This is a genomic window from Bacillus sp. FSL K6-0255 (genome assembly GCF_045040725.1).
In the GTDB taxonomy this organism is placed as follows: Bacteria; Bacillota; Bacilli; order Bacillales; family Bacillaceae; genus Bacillus; species Bacillus subtilis.
In genome coordinates this window covers 650,069-666,524 of the sequence record NZ_CP150278.1, presented here as the reverse complement: position 1 = coordinate 666,524, position 16,456 = coordinate 650,069, and the positions used below count along the sequence as shown (strand labels likewise).

Genomic DNA, 16,456 nt, shown 5'->3' with positions numbered 1-16,456 from the left:
CTGCGGCGGCATAGAAGAAGCCGCTAATAGCTTCTTCTATGCTAAACCTAAACGTTCAAAGATCAGATCAACATTTTTCAGATGGTAATTGTAATCAAAGCAGTCAGCAATTTTTTCTGGAGAAAGACGTGACGTGATTTTCTCTTCCGCTTCCACAAGCTCGCGGAACGGCACTTGTTTTTCCCACGCTTCCATTGCTTTCGGCTGAACTGTATCATAGGCTTCTTCACGAGTCAGGCCTGTGTCAATCAAAGCAAGCAGCACACGCTGAGAATAGATAAGACCGAGAGTGCGGTCCATGTTGCGCTTCATGTTTTCCGGGAAGACCGTTAAGTTCTTCACGATGTTGGAGAAGCGGTTCAGCATGTAGTTCAGCGCAATTGTCGCATCCGGAAGAATAATCCGTTCTGCTGAAGAATGAGAAATATCGCGCTCATGCCATAATGGAACATTTTCGTAAGCTGTCATCATGTAGCCGCGGATCACGCGCGCCATGCCTGTCATGTTTTCAGAGCCAATCGGATTTCGTTTATGCGGCATTGCAGATGAACCCTTTTGCCCTTTCGCGAAAAATTCCTCTACTTCACGTGTTTCACTCTTTTGCAGTCCGCGGATTTCCACAGCGAATTTCTCAATGCTTGTCGCGATCAAAGCAAGTGTTGCCATATAGTCAGCATGGCGGTCACGCTGAAGGGTTTGAGTTGAAATCGGTGCTGCTTTCAATCCGAGCTTCTCACAGACATATTGTTCAACAAATGGATCAATGTTCGCATATGTGCCGACAGCGCCAGAAATCTTTCCAACCTCGATGCCTGCTTTCGCTTGTTTGAAGCGCTCAAGATTACGTTTCATTTCTTCATGCCAAAGCGCAAGTTTTAAGCCGAAAGTTGTAGGCTCAGCATGTACGCCGTGCGTGCGCCCCATCATGACTGTGTATTTATGTTCTTTCGCTTTTTCTTTTATAATGTCAACAAATCTCTCAAGATCCTTGAGCAAAATATCGTTTGCCTGTTTTAATAAGTAGGAAAGAGCCGTATCAACAACGTCAGTTGACGTTAATCCGTAGTGCACCCACTTTCTTTCTTCGCCCAGTGATTCGGAAACAGCGCGTGTAAAAGCGACAACGTCATGGCGCGTGTCCTTTTCAATTTCTAAAATGCGGTTGATGTCAAATGACGCGTTTTCGCGCATAATCTTTACATCTTCTTTCGGAATGACGCCAAGCTCCGCCCACGCTTCACAGGCAAGAATCTCTACCTCCAGCCATGCTTGAAATCTGTTTTCATCCGTCCAAATCGCGGACATTTCAGGTCTTGAATAACGTTCGATCATTCTGCTTGTCCTCCGTCTCTATTCATCCATTTATTTGTGATCTCCTGAATCCATTCGTCTTCAGGCTGCTTCATAAATGTAATATGCCCCATTTTGCGGCCTTTTTTGATTTCATGTTTTCCGTATATATATAGCTTTGCCTCTTTTAAAAGCTCCGGGTCTTCCTCAACAAGCTTCACTTCATCGCCGAGAAGATTCACCATCATGCCCGGCTTCAGCAAATCTGTCTTCCCAAGCGGAAGCCCGCATACCGCTCTGATATGCTGCTCAAACTGGCTCGTCTCACAAAGGTCCAGCGTATAATGCCCAGAATTGTGCGGCCTTGGCGCCAGTTCATTGACCAAAAGCTCTCCGTCCTCTGTCAGGAACATCTCAACAGCAAGCGGTCCGACAAGGTTAAGCTCATCTGCAAGCTTAACTGCGAGATCAGCAGCCTTCTGCTGAATCCCTTTCTCTACCCGTGCGGGCACGATGCTTTGGAAAAGAATATTGTTGTGGTGAATGTTTTCAGCTGTCGGAAATGTTGAAATTTCACCGTTTACCGATCTGACGACGATCACCGACAGTTCCATTTCAAAAGAAACCCAGCTTTCAAGAATGCAAGTTCCGTGTTCTAACAGACCGGCTGCCTGCTCCATTTGCGCCTCTTCTTTTATCACAAATTGGCCTTTGCCGTCGTACCCGCCGCGGCATGTCTTCAGAACTGCGGGTAACCCGAGCTCCTGTACCGCCTGTTTCAATTCATTCTTTGTTTTGACGATGCTGTACGGTGCGACTTCACAGCCCGCGGCTTGAATTGCTTTTTTCTCTGTTTCACGGTTTTGGGTAATGAGCAGCAGCTCACTTCCTTGCGGGAGATACGCATGATCTTTTAGCCAATGCAGCGCATCATAGTCGATGTTTTCAAACTCATATGTGATGATATCGCTGATTTCAGCCAATTTTCGAATCGCTTCACGGTCATTATAATGAGCGGTAATTTCGACATCCGCAACCTGCCCGCACGGCGAATCTTTCATCGGATCAACGACCGCGACTTTATACCCCATTTGTTTGGCGGACACAGCCATCATTTTCCCAAGCTGGCCGCCGCCGATAATGCCGATTACAGCTCCCGGATAGATGATTTGTTTAGACAAGCTGATCACTGCTTTCTAACACTGTCTGTTTTGTATTTTCTCTTCTCTCATCCAGCTTACGGGCAAGGTCTTCGTCAAATGCTGACAAAATTTGCGCCGCTAACAGGCCTGCGTTCACAGCACCCGCTTTGCCGATGGATGTTGTCGCAACAGGCACGCCTCCAGGCATTTGGACGATGGAAAGAAGTGAATCCATTCCGTTCAGCGCCTTGGACTGAACCGGAACTCCAATGACTGGCAGTGTTGTTTTCGCAGCCGTCATCCCTGGCAGATGCGCCGCTCCTCCGGCACCGGCAATAATCACCTTGATGCCTCTTTCTCTAGCAGTTTCAGCATATTCAAACATGAAATCAGGCGTCCGGTGAGCGGAAACGACCTTTTTTTCGTACGGAACATTGAGTTCGTCAAGTATGTCGCATGCGTGTTTCATTGTCTCCCAATCGGAAGTGCTTCCCATGATGATTCCTACTAGCGGCTGCATTCTGTTCCCCACCTTCTAATGCTTTTGTTTTCAGAAAATAAAAAATACCCGCTCTGCATTGCACTTATGAGGAAGCAATACAAACCGGGCATGGTACATGTATCGTCAGTCGTTCGCTTCTGCGATATATCCATGTCAGTTTTATCGATCACTTTCCTGCATAGTCCGGCAATTTACGGTTGCCGGGTAGAAACTTATGGGCCATATTCCCAAGATTATATGAGGTCGTGTTTTGATTTCATGTTTATCTTAACAACGGACATGGATAATGTCAACGATATTATCGAACGATACAAAAATTCATTCTACTAATGTTCGTGTTTTAGATCAATTTCCCTTCAAATACGATTTTTTTCCCGCACGGAACGATCTGAATTGACCCATTTTCCTTTTTTTCCATAAAAATAGGTTCTTCCATTCGCCTTACAGGCAGATATCCTTCTTCTTTCATTTGCTGAAGCACCGCATCAATCGTTTGCTGCTCTGTCACTTCAAACTTTTTCTTCTTCGGCTTTGCCATTATTCTTTAATTCTCCTCTTCTTCACCGCTTTGACCCAGAAGCCGCCGTGGATTGTTTTTGGTTCGTACGCAATAATAAAGGCTTTTGAATCAAGTGTTTTAATCGTATCATATAGCTGGAGTTCATATTTTCTCGGCGTTAGGATCTGAAGGGCTGTGCGGTCGCCTTCAAGCCCGCCTGCCACCCAATTTGTCACGCCGTAGCCTTTTTCCCGGAGCTGCTTCGGAAGATCAAGATCGAGCTCCTTCGTAATCACATTGACCATAATATAGCCAAGCGCCAATTTTTCTTCTATTTTCATGCCGACAATTACGCCAAGACCGTAACCGAGCGCGTACGCGATCACATTTTGAATCTGATCTAAGTTATCGAGCACCAGACTCAGCCCTGTCACATAAACCAGTATTTCAATCGTACTGATGCCGGCCGCTAAATAACGCTGTCCTTTCAGCGTTAAAATCATTCTTATCGTAAAAAATGACACATAGACAATATTAATAATGAGAATTATGAGAACCATGGCTATCCCATTTGATAAGATGGTTTGCATCATTTTATTCATCCCCCTACTCTTCAGCTTGCACAAAGCATTCATATTCTACTAGAGAAATGAGCCGTTTACAATTAGCTTCGCCCGTAAGTTTAAGCAAAATATTTCGACATGCTTTTATGAGTTGAACAGTAGTAGTTTACCCTCTTTCTCGCCTTTTCAAAATCAAAACAAAAAAGCCCGCTTTTCAGCAGACTCACCTCTTTATATCTATTGTCAGATCTCTTTTTTCATTTTCTGAAGGGACTTGTATTCTTTCTCAAGCTCACTCAGCGTGTAGTCCGCAAGCTGTTCCCCTCTTCCTTGATAAAATTCCGAGAGCAGTAATTTGGTTTTTAAAAATTGCTTCTTTTGGTTAATTGCTCGGCGAAGTACATCAGCCATGTCCATCATCCTCCTTAAACATAAAGGTTTTTGCGCTGGACGTTTTCAGCATTTTCCCCATCATACACGGGTTAATCCTACAAATCAACTATGTTTTTTAGATATATTTGTAAAAAGTGTGACATAAAAAAACCGGCTAGGATTAGCCGGTTTTTTCATTAAAGCGGAATCAGCGACGCCGTAAAATATTCAGAAATAAACGGCCAAGTCACTGCCGTAAACAGCAGCGCTATCGCAACCACTGCAAATACACAATAGATATAATCAATTGGTGCATCTTGTGCCGCCTGGTACACACGCTGTACATACAGCGCGATGATAAAAAAGATGGAAAACAAGATCAGCACCGTAAACAGTACTGTCAGCATTGGAATATTTACGATCGCAAAGATCAGCCAAAGGATTGAAACAGCAATTACCGGTACAAGCAATGAACCCAATACGGCAGCCGCTTCTCTGAACGTCACCTTCTGCTTCATCATATAGCGGGAGACAGCCCATATAGCAAAGACCATTACCGCGAAAAAGATCAGCAAATACACAAGAACAACTAAAAACCCGTCATAGAAAGCATGATGGCGTTCTCCGAAACCGAGCGGCCGATTCCAGCTTGCCTTTAACTGAAACCAATTCCCAATTGAAAAAATGATACTGAATATAAGCATTGAAATCAGACCGTACTTATAATGAGAAAAACCATCCGTTACGACAGTTTTCGCCGGTGATTTTAAAATCGAGAACGCAAAACCGCAATATCTGTTGATGGCTGCCCAAACAGACACAAGCTTGTCTTTAACAGTTGATTCACCGCGTTCCTGGCGCGGTTTCTGCTTTTGTTTTTGCTTCTGCTTGCTTTGCCGGCTCGCCTTTCTGGACATTCTCGATAGCGGTTCTTCATCTGCATCTATTCTTTCACTCTGGTTAATTTCTTCTTCAAACGTTTCTTTTCTTTCTTCCGTCATGTCAGCAACTCCTATCAAAAAAATACGGCGGAATACCATTCAGCAAGAAAATAAAACACTTATATAAGGTACCGAAGCCTTCCTGAACAGTCAAGTCATTTCCATTTAAGTAAAGCATGGCGGCACATCTACATGACGGTATATCGTATGAAATGGTTTTATCTTTTGCAACAAAAAAACCAGCTGCCGGTGCAGCTGGTTTTTCAATTCTTATTTTAAGAAGATAAAGTACAGGATAAATACGATAAACAGCCCGTACATGATTGGATGAACCTCTTTGGCTTTTCCTTTGCACACCATTGTAATCGGATAGAAAATAAACCCGATGGCAATACCAGTCGCGATGCTGTACGTTAACGGCATCATGATCATGGTAAGGAAAGCAGGAACGGCCACCTCGAACTTATCCCAAGCGATTTTGCCAAGCGGCGCCACCATCAATGCACCCACAATAATAAGCGCCGGCGCTGTTACATTTGACGTAACGACTGATAGAAGCGGAGAGAAAAACGTAGCCAGTAAAAAGAGAATCCCTGTTACAATTGCGGCAAATCCTGAACGGGCACCCGCAGCGACACCTGAGCTTGATTCCACGTAAGAAGTTGTTGTAGACGTACCAAGCACGGCACCGATCACAATAGAAGATGAATCAGCTAAAAGCGCACGGCCCGCACGCGGCAATTTGTTTTCCTTCATTAAACCAGCTTGTGTTGCCACAGCAACAAGTGTACCAGCTGTATCAAAAAATCCGACAAACAAGAATGTTAAAATAACGATCAGCATTTGTACAGAGAAAATATCCGGGAGGTGAATCCACGCTTGTCCGAAAGTCGGCGCAAGGCTTGGCACACTGCCTATAATTTGAGTCGGAACCGGAACCAAACCGAAAATCATGCCGGCTACCGCTGTTAATAGCATCCCGATAAACACGCCTGCGTTCACGCGAAGCACCATTAAAATAACCGTGACAATCACACCGAAAATCGTTAACAGCACAGGTCCGCTGTGAATGTTTCCGATCGTGACGAGCGTAGAAGGATTTGCAGTAATGATTCCTGAGCCTTGTAAGCCAACGAATGTAATAAACAGGCCGATCCCCGCACCGACTGCCAATTTCAGCTCAGGCGGAATGGCGTTGATGATTTTTTCACGAAAACCTGTTAAAGAAAGAGCAACGAAAATAAGACCTGAAATAAAAACACCGGACAAAGCTGCCTGCCATGAAATACCCATACCAAGGACAACAGAAAACGCAAAAAACGCGTTCAGCCCCATACCAGGCGCAATGGCAATCGGATATCTCGCTATTAATCCCATTAAGATACAGCCTGCTGCAGACGCCAGCGCTGTCGCCGTAAAGACCGCACCCTGGTCAATTCTCAGCGCCTCCGGAAAATCTTTCACGCTCTCCAAAGCAAGCGTAATCGGATTGACGAACAAAATATATGCCATAGATAAAAAAGTCGTTAATCCGCCAATGATTTCATTGCGATAGCTGGTGCCCAGCTCATCAAACTGAAAAAACGTTTTCAAGCTATTTGACTCCCTTCACTCTTTGCTATTTATTCTGTCCTGAAAACGCCAAATAAAAAACGCCCCAATACATTTTGGGACGCTTGACTACAGACAGATTTCAGTTCGAATAAATAAACGTGTTTTATTTATATCAAACGAAAGAAATGTTTACGTAGTCAAGCCATTTACGGTAGCTTGGTAGAGACTTGCGAGCCATATTCCCGCGATTATACGAATTCATCTTATTTGATTTCTGTGTCTATTGTACCAACTTCATTTTGAAAAAACAATACAAAAAGCGAACAATAGTCACACAAAATCGGATTTTGTTCGTAATAAACAAATAAAACCATCTTCCCGGCAAAATTGCCAAAAAGATGGTTTCCATTAATTGATTCTTATTCCCACTCAATCGTCGCAGGCGGCTTACTTGTAATATCGTACACCACGCGGTTAATGTGCTTCACTTCGTTTACGATACGTGTCGAAATAACTTCAAGCACATCCCACGGGATACGCGCCCAGTCAGATGTCATGCCGTCGATTGATGTAACGGCGCGGATTCCGATTGTGTAATCATATGTTCTTGCGTCACCCATAACACCAACGCTGCGGATGTCAGGTAGAACAGTGAAGTATTGCCAGATATCACGCTCTAAGCCGTGATTTGCAATTTCCTCACGCAAGATTGCATCTGATTCACGAACGATTTCAAGTTTTTCTTCTGTTACTTCGCCAAGAACACGGATTCCGAGTCCCGGTCCTGGGAACGGCTGACGCCATACGATTTCATCCGGAATGCCGAGCTCTGTGCCAAGCGCGCGCACTTCGTCTTTGAAAAGCGTGTTTAACGGCTCGATCAGCTCAAACTGCATGTCTTCAGGAAGTCCGCCGACATTGTGGTGAGATTTGATCGTTTGTGCCGTTGCTGTACCGCTCTCGATGATATCTGTGTAAAGCGTACCTTGTGCAAGGTAGTCGATGCCTTTGAGCTTGTCCGCTTCATCATCAAACACGTAAATGAATTCATTACCGATGATTTTGCGTTTTTGCTCAGGATCAGAAACGCCTTTTAGTTTGTTTAAGAATCGATCTTTTGCGTCTACTTTAATCACGTTCATGTTAAAGCCTTCGCTGAATGTTTTCATAACACCCTCAGCTTCGCCTTTACGGAGAAGACCATGGTCTACAAAGATACAAGTCAGCTGGTCGCCGATCGCTTTATGAATCAAAACAGCAACAACAGAGGAATCAACGCCGCCGCTTAGCGCGCAAAGAACCTGTTTGTCTCCGACCGTTTCACGGATTTTTTGCATTTCGATTTCGATAAAGTTCTCCATTGACCATTCGCCTTCGCATTCGCAAACACCGAATACAAAGTTTTTCAGAAGATCATTGCCGTATTCAGAGTGGCGCACTTCCGGGTGGAACTGAACGCCATACCATTTTTTGTCCGCTTTGCTCATCGCTGAGTTCGGGCAATGATGGCTTGTCGCGTCAACAGTGAAGCCTTCAGGAACTTCTACAACCAAATCGCCGTGACTCATCCAAACCACTTGTTCGTTTGGAAGATCTTTGAACAAATCAGGTGTGCCTTCGATGCGGATGTTTGCTTTTCCGTATTCACGCTGGCTTGCCGCTTCAACTTTACCGCCAAGGTAATGAGTCATCAGCTGCATGCCGTAGCAAATTCCCAAAACAGGAATATCAAGCTCGAAGATTTTCTCGTCACAGCGGAAAGAATTTTCATCATACACACTGTTTGGACCGCCGGATAAAATAATTCCTTTTGGATTCATTTTTTTAATTTCTTCAGCCGTCAATGTATGTGGATGCAGCTCGCTGTATACACCGAATTCACGGATACGGCGTGTAATCAGCTGGTTATACTGACTGCCGAAATCAAGGACAAGAATCATTTCATTCACTAACTTTGTCATGGTTGTCACCTAATCTCCTCTAAGTTTTTTGACACAGAAAAAAACGAGGACAGATATGAAGCTCGCTCCGCCCTCTTTGGCAAGGCCGTTTGCCGGAGTCAGGCCAACTCGCTCCCAGACTCCGATAATATTCACTAATTCTAACAACACGTCGATAAGTGGTCAAGACCATCTTCTTTTAATTAAATTTTCCCATAACTCTCTCGAATCATTCCATAGCGCCGAAGAATCTTCATTTCTGTAAAGCGCCCTTTCATAGCTTAATGTCAGCTTTGACATGTCTTCTATGTCGTATTTTTCATCGATTCGTTTTGCATAATCACGCAGCGTTTCACTGTCTCGTTTCGGCAGTCCTTTTCTCTTCAGTTGTTTCAGCAGCGCGCCATATGCCTCAAAAAACGCGTGCTGATCGCTGCGCCGCTTCAATTTCCTCACGGCGAAAACAGGAATCCATAACGAGCGGAAAACATACAGCAATACAGCTGCCACCAGGAGGACTGCAAGAACCGCAAGCGCTGCATACAAGCCCGCACCGGCATTGGTATGTGAAGCGGACGGCTTTTTAGAAACAGCTGGCTCCCGCTTTTCCTTTTGTTTTTCCTCTTTTTGCGGCTGTTTTTTCTCTTCTTTCTGTTTCTCTTTTGCTTTCTTCGGCGAGCTGCTGTTATCGCTGCCGGAGTCTTTTGTGTCAGAAGAAGTAAATTCAGCCGGATTTGTAAACCCTTTAGTCGGCTCAAATGTAACCCAGCCCTGTTCCGGGAAATACACCTCTACCCAAGAATGGGCATTGTTATTTGTCACTTCGTAGATGCTGCCATTTTTGTTTCCTGCTTCTTTGTATTCGCCGGACGTATAACCCTTTACCCAGCGGGCCGGAATCCCGGCCGAGCGCAAGAGCACCACCATGGCGGAAGAAAAGTTATCACAATAACCCATTTTCGTTTCAAAGAGAAATTGATCGACATAATCTTCATCATTCTTAGGAATGGTCACGTTTTCTGTTTCATATGTGAACGCATTTGACCCTAAATAGTCCTCAACCGCTTTCACCTTATCAAACATATTGTCGTGATCCTGAGTCAGTTTGATCGCAAGGGTTCTCACCCGCTCTGGCAGTGAATCTGGAAGCTGCATGTAGCGATCGCTGAATGTGTACTCCTCACTGTTTTTTCTCACTTTTACCTTTCTCAGTTCATCCAGCTTATAGACCGGGGAATTGTACGTTACAGTATAATTCCCCATATTTCTGATTTCACCGGCTTGTTCACTGATCGGAGAAATTTGCTCCGTGTTGCCGTTCATTTCAAGTGAGACAGCCTGCTTTGGCTGAATGGTTTCCGCACCAATCGGATACATCAGATGGTTATACCCGTAGTGCTTATCGACTTTTACACGGACGGTGCGGCGCTCTGTCGCAACCTTATGGTCAAACCACAGATTTTCAACTTTTCCATTGCTAAGCTGATACGACATGCCTGTGTCTGTTTCAATCCAGCCTTTCCCGGTATACGTGTCCTTCGTTTCCACACGGAAATACGTACGCTCTTTTCCCTGCCATGTAAAAACAGGTGTAGCATCCTGCTGGAACGGGCCGCCGAGTGATTCATCATGATTCCCGTATCCGATTTTGCTTTCCCCTGCAGACACGCGGTCTTGATGAGTGATTTTTTTAAGAAAAGGCACCGGATCAGGCCAGGCCGGATCTGATTTTGGAGCGGCGAGTCCGAATCCCGTTGCAGCCAAAACCAATACAGATAAAGGAAGAAACCATTTCAGGACAGATGTTTTTGGCAGTGTGATTCTTTCCATCAGCTTAATGCGCTCCAAGTATAAAAGGCCCAGCATAAAGAAGCCGATCAGCACGATACGGATGACGGCAAAAGTGGCATCATATGGCGTAAAGGTATCAAGAATCGTAATATACGCTACTGTCATCAAAAAGAAAAACAAAATTCTTCTCTGGTAAATCACCCAATAATGCAGGAGATAGACCAGCAGCCACAGCAGCACAAAAAACAGCAGGGTCCGAAATGAAGGAATCATGTCATTCCATTGCCCTGATTGAATCAGCGTGATATTCAGATAGACATCCTGCAAAAAAGAGCTGATCCAGCTCAAGTCGAATATAGATCCTTGATAAAACAGGATGTGTATCGAGATCAATGTAAATATGACACAAAAAGGAACGGTGACAAACCACCTCATCCTGAAAAAAGTCAGCAGAAACGTCAAGCCGATAAAGACACTAAAAAAGCCTGTATGTTTCGTTTCAGTAAAACTGTCAAGCGGCCTAAGCCACTCCCACAGCAATAAAAAAGCCAGAAAATAAAATAACAGCAAGCTCAAACGGCTTCCCTTGTGATCATCATGCGGCATGTGAACCAGTCACCTCTCTTTCTAAACAACACGCGAAACTCGCCCGCCCCTCATGATCCGAACTCTGATTTGGCGTTTCATCATGCGTTCAATCATGGCATTTTCAGCTTGAGAGAGCTCAGCATCTTTCTCTTTTGCCAGTATCACCGTAACCCGGCCGCCTCCTATTTCTGCGAGGTGCAGCATATCTTCCGTTAACTGTCCCGTGACAACAACTTGATCAGCTTGGCGAACAGATGGCTTTCCCAGCTCTTCCCGTGCATATCGGCTTATCGGGTCTGCCGCATCACAATGAGCGATGGCTAAATGCCGAAGCATGTGCTTAAAATGCTGATCCCCTTCCTGAATAGGGAAAATGTTTTTTTCCTTTCCGATGGAAGCCAAGCCAGCACCCGCGCCGTTTTTTAAAACAGAATGAAGAATCGAAGCTGTCACTGAAACGACCTCTTCGAATGCGTCTGAGGAAAAACGGTCCATCAGCAGAAACAGATTTTTGCTGCGAGAAGGCTCAAATTCCTTCGTCATCAGCTGGCTCCGCCGTGCAGATGTCTTCCAATCTAACGCAGCAAACCGGTCTCCCGGCTGATAATTCCGCACACTTGCTGCGACTGAGGAATGGTGCTGATGAATTGGAGAAGAACCGCTTACACCGTCTTCCTGATGCCTCTCATTCACCTGATAGGAAAAACGCTGATAGAATGGATAAACAAACAGGGTATCATCCAGCTCAAAAAATGCAGTTTTTTCAATTAAGCCAAGAACATCCCCGGTTCGCACCCTGACAGAATGAAAGTGATGCTCTCCGCGCGGTACCCGAGCTAATTCATACGACATCGTCATGCTCCGTTTAAACCAAGGAAAAACGAGCCGTTTGGCCGCGGCTCCGTCTCGATTTAATGACTCGATACCTTCTGGCAGGCAATCTTCAATCACCATATACATCAGCGGAAATGGCAGCTTTCTTCTCAGCGTAACCGTTACGCCCAGCCTGTCCCCCGCATGCAATTGTGTTTTATCCATTTGCCTTGAAGCCTGAAAAGAACGGAGCGGATACAAGGCCAACAGCCCGGCATACAAGACAAAAGGGAGAAACGCGTAAAACAAAAACCAGCTGACAAAGCCGCCCTGAAACATCGCATAAGAAAAAACAGCAGCCGTCAATAAAGTTAATATAATCAGCTTCCAACCATATATGAGCCATTGCCATTTCTTATTCATCAGCGGACCGACGACCTTTGAACCGGCACCTTCACAGCTGACATGATCTCCCTTACGATCGCTTCTGCCTGAATCCCTTCAAATTTTGCCTCAGGATGAAGCATCATCCGGTGCGGCAGCGTGAAAGGAGCTAAATATTGAATATCATCCGGTATGACATAGTCGCGATGATGCAGCAGCGCGTATGCCTGTGCCGCTTTCATGAGGGCGATTGAGCCGCGCGGACTGACGCCTAATTGAACAGAAGGATGCTGTCTCGTTTTCTGCACAATTTCAACGATATATTCCTTAATGCTGTCATCAGCACGGACATTTTGCACTTCCCTCTGTAAACAGATGAAGTCTTCTTTTGCAATAACCGGCTCAAGCGTCTCAATCGGATGGCTTTTTTCCTGAAGAGATAAGACGTCAAGCTCTTCATTAAAGGACGGATAACCCATCCGAAGTTTGAATAAAAAACGGTCAAGCTGAGCTTCCGGCAAAGGATAGGTCCCTTCATATTCGACCGGGTTTTGCGTTGCCATCACAAAAAACGGATCGGCAAGCTGCATCGTATGGCCATCTACCGTGACGCTCCCCTCTTCCATCGCTTCGAGCAAAGCCGACTGTGTCTTCGGAGAGGTACGGTTGATTTCATCTGCCAGCACGATATTTCCCATAATTGGGCCGGGACGATATTCAAACTCCATCGTTTTCGCATTATAGATAGATACCCCTGTTACATCAGATGGCAGCAAATCCGGAGTGAATTGGATTCTTTTGAAATCGGCGCCGATTGACTTTGCCAGCGCGCGGACCATCATCGTTTTTCCGACTCCGGGTACATCCTCAAGCAGCACATGCCCTTTGGCAAAAAGGGCTGCTAAGCTGAGTATGGCGATGTCTCGTTTTCCAACCATTACTCTATTAATATGTTCAACTGCTTTCCCCAGCAAAGGATGCAGGTCTTCTTGATATGCCATTCTTTTCCTCCTAGTCATCTACAAAATTCATCATAATGTAACCTAACTTTACCACAAAAAGCAATCTGTATAAAAAAACGATTCTAGCAAATTGTTTCCAATAAAGCTGGCCAAAACACACAAAAAAGCTTCCTGTGACAGGAAGCTCCAGATTGTTGACAAAATCCTAAAATGGCTTTCATTTTAGGGTTTTGTCATCTTTTCAGCGTGATTGAAAACCCTTGAAGTCTAGGAAGGACGAGCATAGGAGCGGAGCGAATGTTCTAATTCGTGAGCACCGAAGCGCAGACCTGACAACGAATGCGAGGGTTTGTCGACACGCTGAAGCTTCCTGTGGCAGGAAGCTCAATTATTTGTGTTCTAAAGGCTCCATATGAACATGCGAATAATCAATCGCATGCTCCTCCTTCATTCTCCGCTCAATTTCATTGGCTATATCGTGGCTTTCCGTAATATTTAAATCTGCTGATACCTCAACCACCACATCAACATGAACCGTGCTGCCCAAGTATCTTGCTTTTATGTCTTTTAAACGGCTCACACCGGAGATTTTTTCGATTGTCTGTTTATAAGCGGAAATGTCCTTTATGTCGAATCCATCTGTCAAAGAGTGAGATGACTCTTTAAAAATATCCCATGCGGTCTTGCAAATAAGCAGACCGATCACAAACGCAGTGACCGTATCAATCCAAGCAAGATGGAATTGAGCAGCCACAATGCCGATAAATGTGCCGATACTGACGAATGCGTCTGATTTATTATCAGCAGCCGCAGCAAGGAGCGCCTGGCTCTTCACCTTTTTGGCCAGCCTTTTATTGTACCGATAAACGATCAGCATCAGGACTGCCCCGCCCGCTGCCGTCCAAGCCGCAATCATATCCGGCGTCTCTTGTTTAGCAGAAAAAATAGATTCTCCCGCGCTGAACAGCACTTGCAGTCCGACAACCATCATAATAAACGATGCGATAAGCGATGCAATCGTTTCCGCTCGAAAGTGGCCGTATGGATGATCTTCGTCAGGAGGCTTTTGAGAGATGCGCAGGCCAATCAGCACAGCAACAGAAGCAATAATGTCAGTTGTGTTATTTAACCCGTCTGCCGTAAGTGCTTCCGAGTGAAAAAGATAACCGATGATCAGTTTAATTGCGGAAAGAACTAGATACGCGGCAATGCTGACCAGCGCTCCGGATTCTCCCTTTTTCAGTTCATCATATCTCTCCATACAAAACCTCCTCCCCGCTCACATTTTCCTATTATTATCTTACAAAGCTGAACCGCAGTGGGTCTACAGAAACATGATTCACCCGCCACAGAAAAATAGTGATGATGGAACACTTTTTCTCCCATCCAATTTATTTGCTCCGCCAAAAAGCCCATCAAATCCAATGACACCAGCGCTTCTCGCATTCTATCGAATTGTAAATAGTACACAAAATTACACAGCGAATAAAAAACGAAACATTTTTTCCACACATTCGCTGAAAGCGCAAACAAAACACTACAAATTTGAAATAAGCTGGTATATTTTCTTACACGAATTTTCGACAAACTGTATATTTATGATAGAGTTTCAATTATCATAATATTCAGTAATGATTGCATTTTAAAAGGAGGTAACTTATGAACCAGTCTCAATCAGGATTAAAAAAGGAATTAAAGACCCGCCATATGACAATGATTTCGATTGCCGGTGTAATCGGAGCCGGCCTATTTGTAGGCAGCGGTTCAGTGATTCACTCGACCGGTCCGGGTGCCGTTGTTTCTTACGCGTTAGCCGGATTATTGGTGATTTTTATTATGAGAATGCTCGGTGAGATGTCTGCCGTAAACCCGACGAGCGGATCGTTTTCTCAATACGCTCACGACGCCATCGGACCGTGGGCAGGATTTACAATCGGCTGGCTGTACTGGTTTTTCTGGGTGATCGTCATAGCGATCGAAGCCATTGCCGGTGCTGGCATTATTCAATACTGGTTCCATGATATTCCGCTGTGGCTGACAAGTTTGATCTTGACCATTGTGCTCACCCTGACAAACGTCTACTCTGTTAAGTCTTTCGGTGAGTTTGAATATTGGTTCTCCCTCATTAAAGTTGTGACTATCATTGCTTTTCTAATCGTTGGTTTTGCCTTTATTTTTGGCTTTGCACCGGGCAGTGAGCCAGTCGGTTTTTCGAATCTTACAGGCAAAGGCGGATTTTTCCCGGAGGGCATCAGCTCCGTATTGCTCGGCATTGTCGTTGTCATCTTCTCTTTTATGGGAACTGAAATCGTTGCCATTGCAGCAGGGGAAACATCCAACCCGATCGAATCTGTGACAAAAGCCACCAGATCCGTTGTATGGCGCATCATCGTCTTTTACGTGGGCTCAATCGCCATTGTCGTGGCGCTGTTGCCATGGAATTCAGCAAATATTTTAGAAAGCCCTTTCGTCGCTGTACTTGAGCATATAGGAGTGCCGGCAGCCGCACAGATTATGAACTTTATCGTCCTCACAGCCGTACTCTCTTGCCTGAATTCAGGTTTGTATACCACATCCAGAATGCTGTATTCACTTGCAGAAAGAAATGAAGCGCCGCGCCGTTTTATGAAATTGAGCAAAAAAGGCGTTCCCGTACAAGCCATTGTGGCCGGGACATTTTTCTCTTATATCGCGGTCGTAATGAACTATTTTTCACCGGATACCGTCTTTTTATTCTTAGTCAACTCATCAGGCGCAATCGCTTTACTCGTCTATCTTGTCATCGCCGTTTCCCAGCTGAAAATGCGGAAAAAACTCGAAAAAACAAACCCAGAAGCATTGAAGATCAAAATGTGGCTCTTCCCTTTCCTAACCTACTTGACCATCATCGCCATTTGCGGAATTTTAGTGTCCATGGCGTTTATTGATTCCATGAGAGACGAGCTGCTGCTGACAGGCGTCATCACGGGAATCGTTTTGATTTCTTACCTTGTGTTCAGAAAACGCAAGGTGAGCGAGAAAGCGGCTGCCAACCCAGTCACACAGCAGCAGCCCGATATCCTGCCTTAATGCTGATCAAATCCTAAACGGCCTGCCGTTTAGGATTTTGTTATTT

Annotated in this window: 15 protein-coding genes and 2 riboswitches; of the genes, 2 read left to right on the top strand and 13 right to left on the bottom strand. The window is 45.0% G+C overall.

Annotated elements, in window-relative coordinates; genetic code table 11:
• Positions 1-36: 36 nt before the first annotated feature.
• The 13 genes from purB to mneS all read right to left on the bottom strand — a co-directional run bounded on the left by purB (position 37) and on the right by mneS (position 14,602).
• Complete coding sequence (purB, locus tag MHB62_RS03450; protein ID WP_014663060.1) at positions 37-1,332, bottom strand: adenylosuccinate lyase; 1,296 nt, start codon at positions 1,330-1,332, stop codon at positions 37-39.
• Positions 1,329-2,471 (bottom strand): 5-(carboxyamino)imidazole ribonucleotide synthase, encoded by a 1,143-nt coding sequence (gene purK / locus MHB62_RS03445; RefSeq protein WP_032722971.1) that lies wholly within the window; start codon positions 2,469-2,471, stop codon positions 1,329-1,331. Before purK ends, purB begins: the two co-directional genes overlap by 4 nt.
• Positions 2,464-2,952 carry a 5-(carboxyamino)imidazole ribonucleotide mutase gene (gene purE / locus MHB62_RS03440; RefSeq protein ID WP_003244134.1) on the bottom strand — a complete coding sequence of 163 codons (489 nt, stop codon included), beginning with the start codon at positions 2,950-2,952 and terminating at the stop codon, positions 2,464-2,466. The genes purK and purE overlap by 8 nt, the downstream gene beginning before the upstream one ends.
• Before the next feature lie 141 nt (positions 2,953-3,093).
• A riboswitch (purine riboswitch) is annotated at positions 3,094-3,195 on the bottom strand.
• A 79-nt stretch (positions 3,196-3,274) separates the two neighbouring features.
• Entirely contained in the window at positions 3,275-3,472 is a 198-nt protein-coding gene (locus MHB62_RS03435; RefSeq protein WP_003219403.1) for an NETI motif-containing protein, read from the bottom strand.
• Complete coding sequence (locus MHB62_RS03430) at positions 3,472-4,026, bottom strand: DUF2179 domain-containing protein (protein ID WP_015482896.1); 555 nt, start codon at positions 4,024-4,026, stop codon at positions 3,472-3,474. Before MHB62_RS03430 ends, MHB62_RS03435 begins: the two co-directional genes overlap by 1 nt.
• 213 nt (positions 4,027-4,239) lie before the next feature.
• Positions 4,240-4,407 carry a Fur-regulated basic protein FbpA gene (locus tag MHB62_RS03425; RefSeq protein ID WP_003244066.1) on the bottom strand — a complete coding sequence of 56 codons (168 nt, stop codon included), beginning with the start codon at positions 4,405-4,407 and terminating at the stop codon, positions 4,240-4,242.
• Positions 4,408-4,565: 158 nt separating this feature from the next.
• Positions 4,566-5,369, bottom strand: coding sequence for a hypothetical protein (locus tag MHB62_RS03420; protein ID WP_032677450.1), 804 nt, complete (start codon positions 5,367-5,369; stop codon positions 4,566-4,568).
• Positions 5,370-5,579: 210 nt separating this feature from the next.
• On the bottom strand, positions 5,580-6,902 hold the full coding sequence (gene pbuG / locus MHB62_RS03415; protein ID WP_003233968.1) for a hypoxanthine/guanine permease PbuG: 1,323 nt from the start codon (positions 6,900-6,902) through the stop codon (positions 5,580-5,582).
• A gap of 135 nt (positions 6,903-7,037) precedes the next feature.
• Positions 7,038-7,139: riboswitch (purine riboswitch) on the bottom strand.
• A 143-nt stretch (positions 7,140-7,282) separates the two neighbouring features.
• The gene (gene guaA / locus MHB62_RS03410; RefSeq protein ID WP_003233970.1) at positions 7,283-8,824 is read right to left on the bottom strand and encodes a glutamine-hydrolyzing GMP synthase; all 1,542 of its coding nucleotides are present in this window, start codon (positions 8,822-8,824) and stop codon (positions 7,283-7,285) included.
• Positions 8,825-8,986: 162 nt separating this feature from the next.
• On the bottom strand, positions 8,987-11,200 hold the full coding sequence (locus MHB62_RS03405; protein WP_015715431.1) for a DUF4129 domain-containing transglutaminase family protein: 2,214 nt from the start codon (positions 11,198-11,200) through the stop codon (positions 8,987-8,989).
• A gap of 21 nt (positions 11,201-11,221) precedes the next feature.
• Positions 11,222-12,418, bottom strand: coding sequence for a DUF58 domain-containing protein (locus MHB62_RS03400; protein ID WP_015715430.1), 1,197 nt, complete (start codon positions 12,416-12,418; stop codon positions 11,222-11,224).
• Positions 12,418-13,380 (bottom strand): MoxR family ATPase, encoded by a 963-nt coding sequence (locus tag MHB62_RS03395; RefSeq protein WP_032722970.1) that lies wholly within the window; start codon positions 13,378-13,380, stop codon positions 12,418-12,420. The genes MHB62_RS03400 and MHB62_RS03395 overlap by 1 nt, the downstream gene beginning before the upstream one ends.
• Positions 13,381-13,729: 349 nt before the next feature.
• Complete coding sequence (gene mneS / locus MHB62_RS03390; protein ID WP_015382984.1) at positions 13,730-14,602, bottom strand: manganese transporter MneS; 873 nt, start codon at positions 14,600-14,602, stop codon at positions 13,730-13,732.
• 73 nt (positions 14,603-14,675) lie between these two features.
• Between mneS and MHB62_RS03385 the strand changes: the two genes are divergently transcribed.
• Positions 14,676-14,963, top strand: a complete 288-nt coding sequence (locus tag MHB62_RS03385) for a hypothetical protein (RefSeq protein ID WP_032722969.1) — start codon at positions 14,676-14,678, stop codon at positions 14,961-14,963.
• Positions 14,964-15,000: 37 nt separating this feature from the next.
• Entirely contained in the window at positions 15,001-16,410 is a 1,410-nt protein-coding gene (gene gabP / locus MHB62_RS03380) for a GABA permease (RefSeq protein WP_003233998.1), read from the top strand.
• Positions 16,411-16,456: the final 46 nt, after the last annotated feature.

Bases quoted from the DNA above. Each gene is read 5' to 3' on its own strand.
- purB (WP_014663060.1), bottom strand. From the start codon at position 1,332: ATGATCGAACGTTATTCAAGACCTGAAATGTCCGCGATTTGGACGGAT.
- purE (WP_003244134.1), bottom strand. From the start codon at position 2,952: ATGCAGCCGCTAGTAGGAATCATCATGGGAAGCACTTCCGATTGGGAG.
- MHB62_RS03435 (WP_003219403.1), bottom strand. From the start codon at position 3,472: ATGGCAAAGCCGAAGAAGAAAAAGTTTGAAGTGACAGAGCAGCAAACG.
- MHB62_RS03430 (WP_015482896.1), bottom strand. From the start codon at position 4,026: ATGATGCAAACCATCTTATCAAATGGGATAGCCATGGTTCTCATAATT.
- MHB62_RS03425 (WP_003244066.1), bottom strand. From the start codon at position 4,407: ATGGCTGATGTACTTCGCCGAGCAATTAACCAAAAGAAGCAATTTTTA.
- MHB62_RS03420 (WP_032677450.1), bottom strand. From the start codon at position 5,369: ATGACGGAAGAAAGAAAAGAAACGTTTGAAGAAGAAATTAACCAGAGT.
- guaA (WP_003233970.1), bottom strand. From the start codon at position 8,824: ATGACAAAGTTAGTGAATGAAATGATTCTTGTCCTTGATTTCGGCAGT.
- MHB62_RS03405 (WP_015715431.1), bottom strand. From the start codon at position 11,200: ATGCCGCATGATGATCACAAGGGAAGCCGTTTGAGCTTGCTGTTATTT.
- MHB62_RS03400 (WP_015715430.1), bottom strand. From the start codon at position 12,418: ATGAATAAGAAATGGCAATGGCTCATATATGGTTGGAAGCTGATTATA.
- MHB62_RS03395 (WP_032722970.1), bottom strand. From the start codon at position 13,380: ATGGCATATCAAGAAGACCTGCATCCTTTGCTGGGGAAAGCAGTTGAA.
- mneS (WP_015382984.1), bottom strand. From the start codon at position 14,602: ATGGAGAGATATGATGAACTGAAAAAGGGAGAATCCGGAGCGCTGGTC.
- MHB62_RS03385 (WP_032722969.1), top strand. From the start codon at position 14,676: ATGATTCACCCGCCACAGAAAAATAGTGATGATGGAACACTTTTTCTC.
- gabP (WP_003233998.1), top strand. From the start codon at position 15,001: ATGAACCAGTCTCAATCAGGATTAAAAAAGGAATTAAAGACCCGCCAT.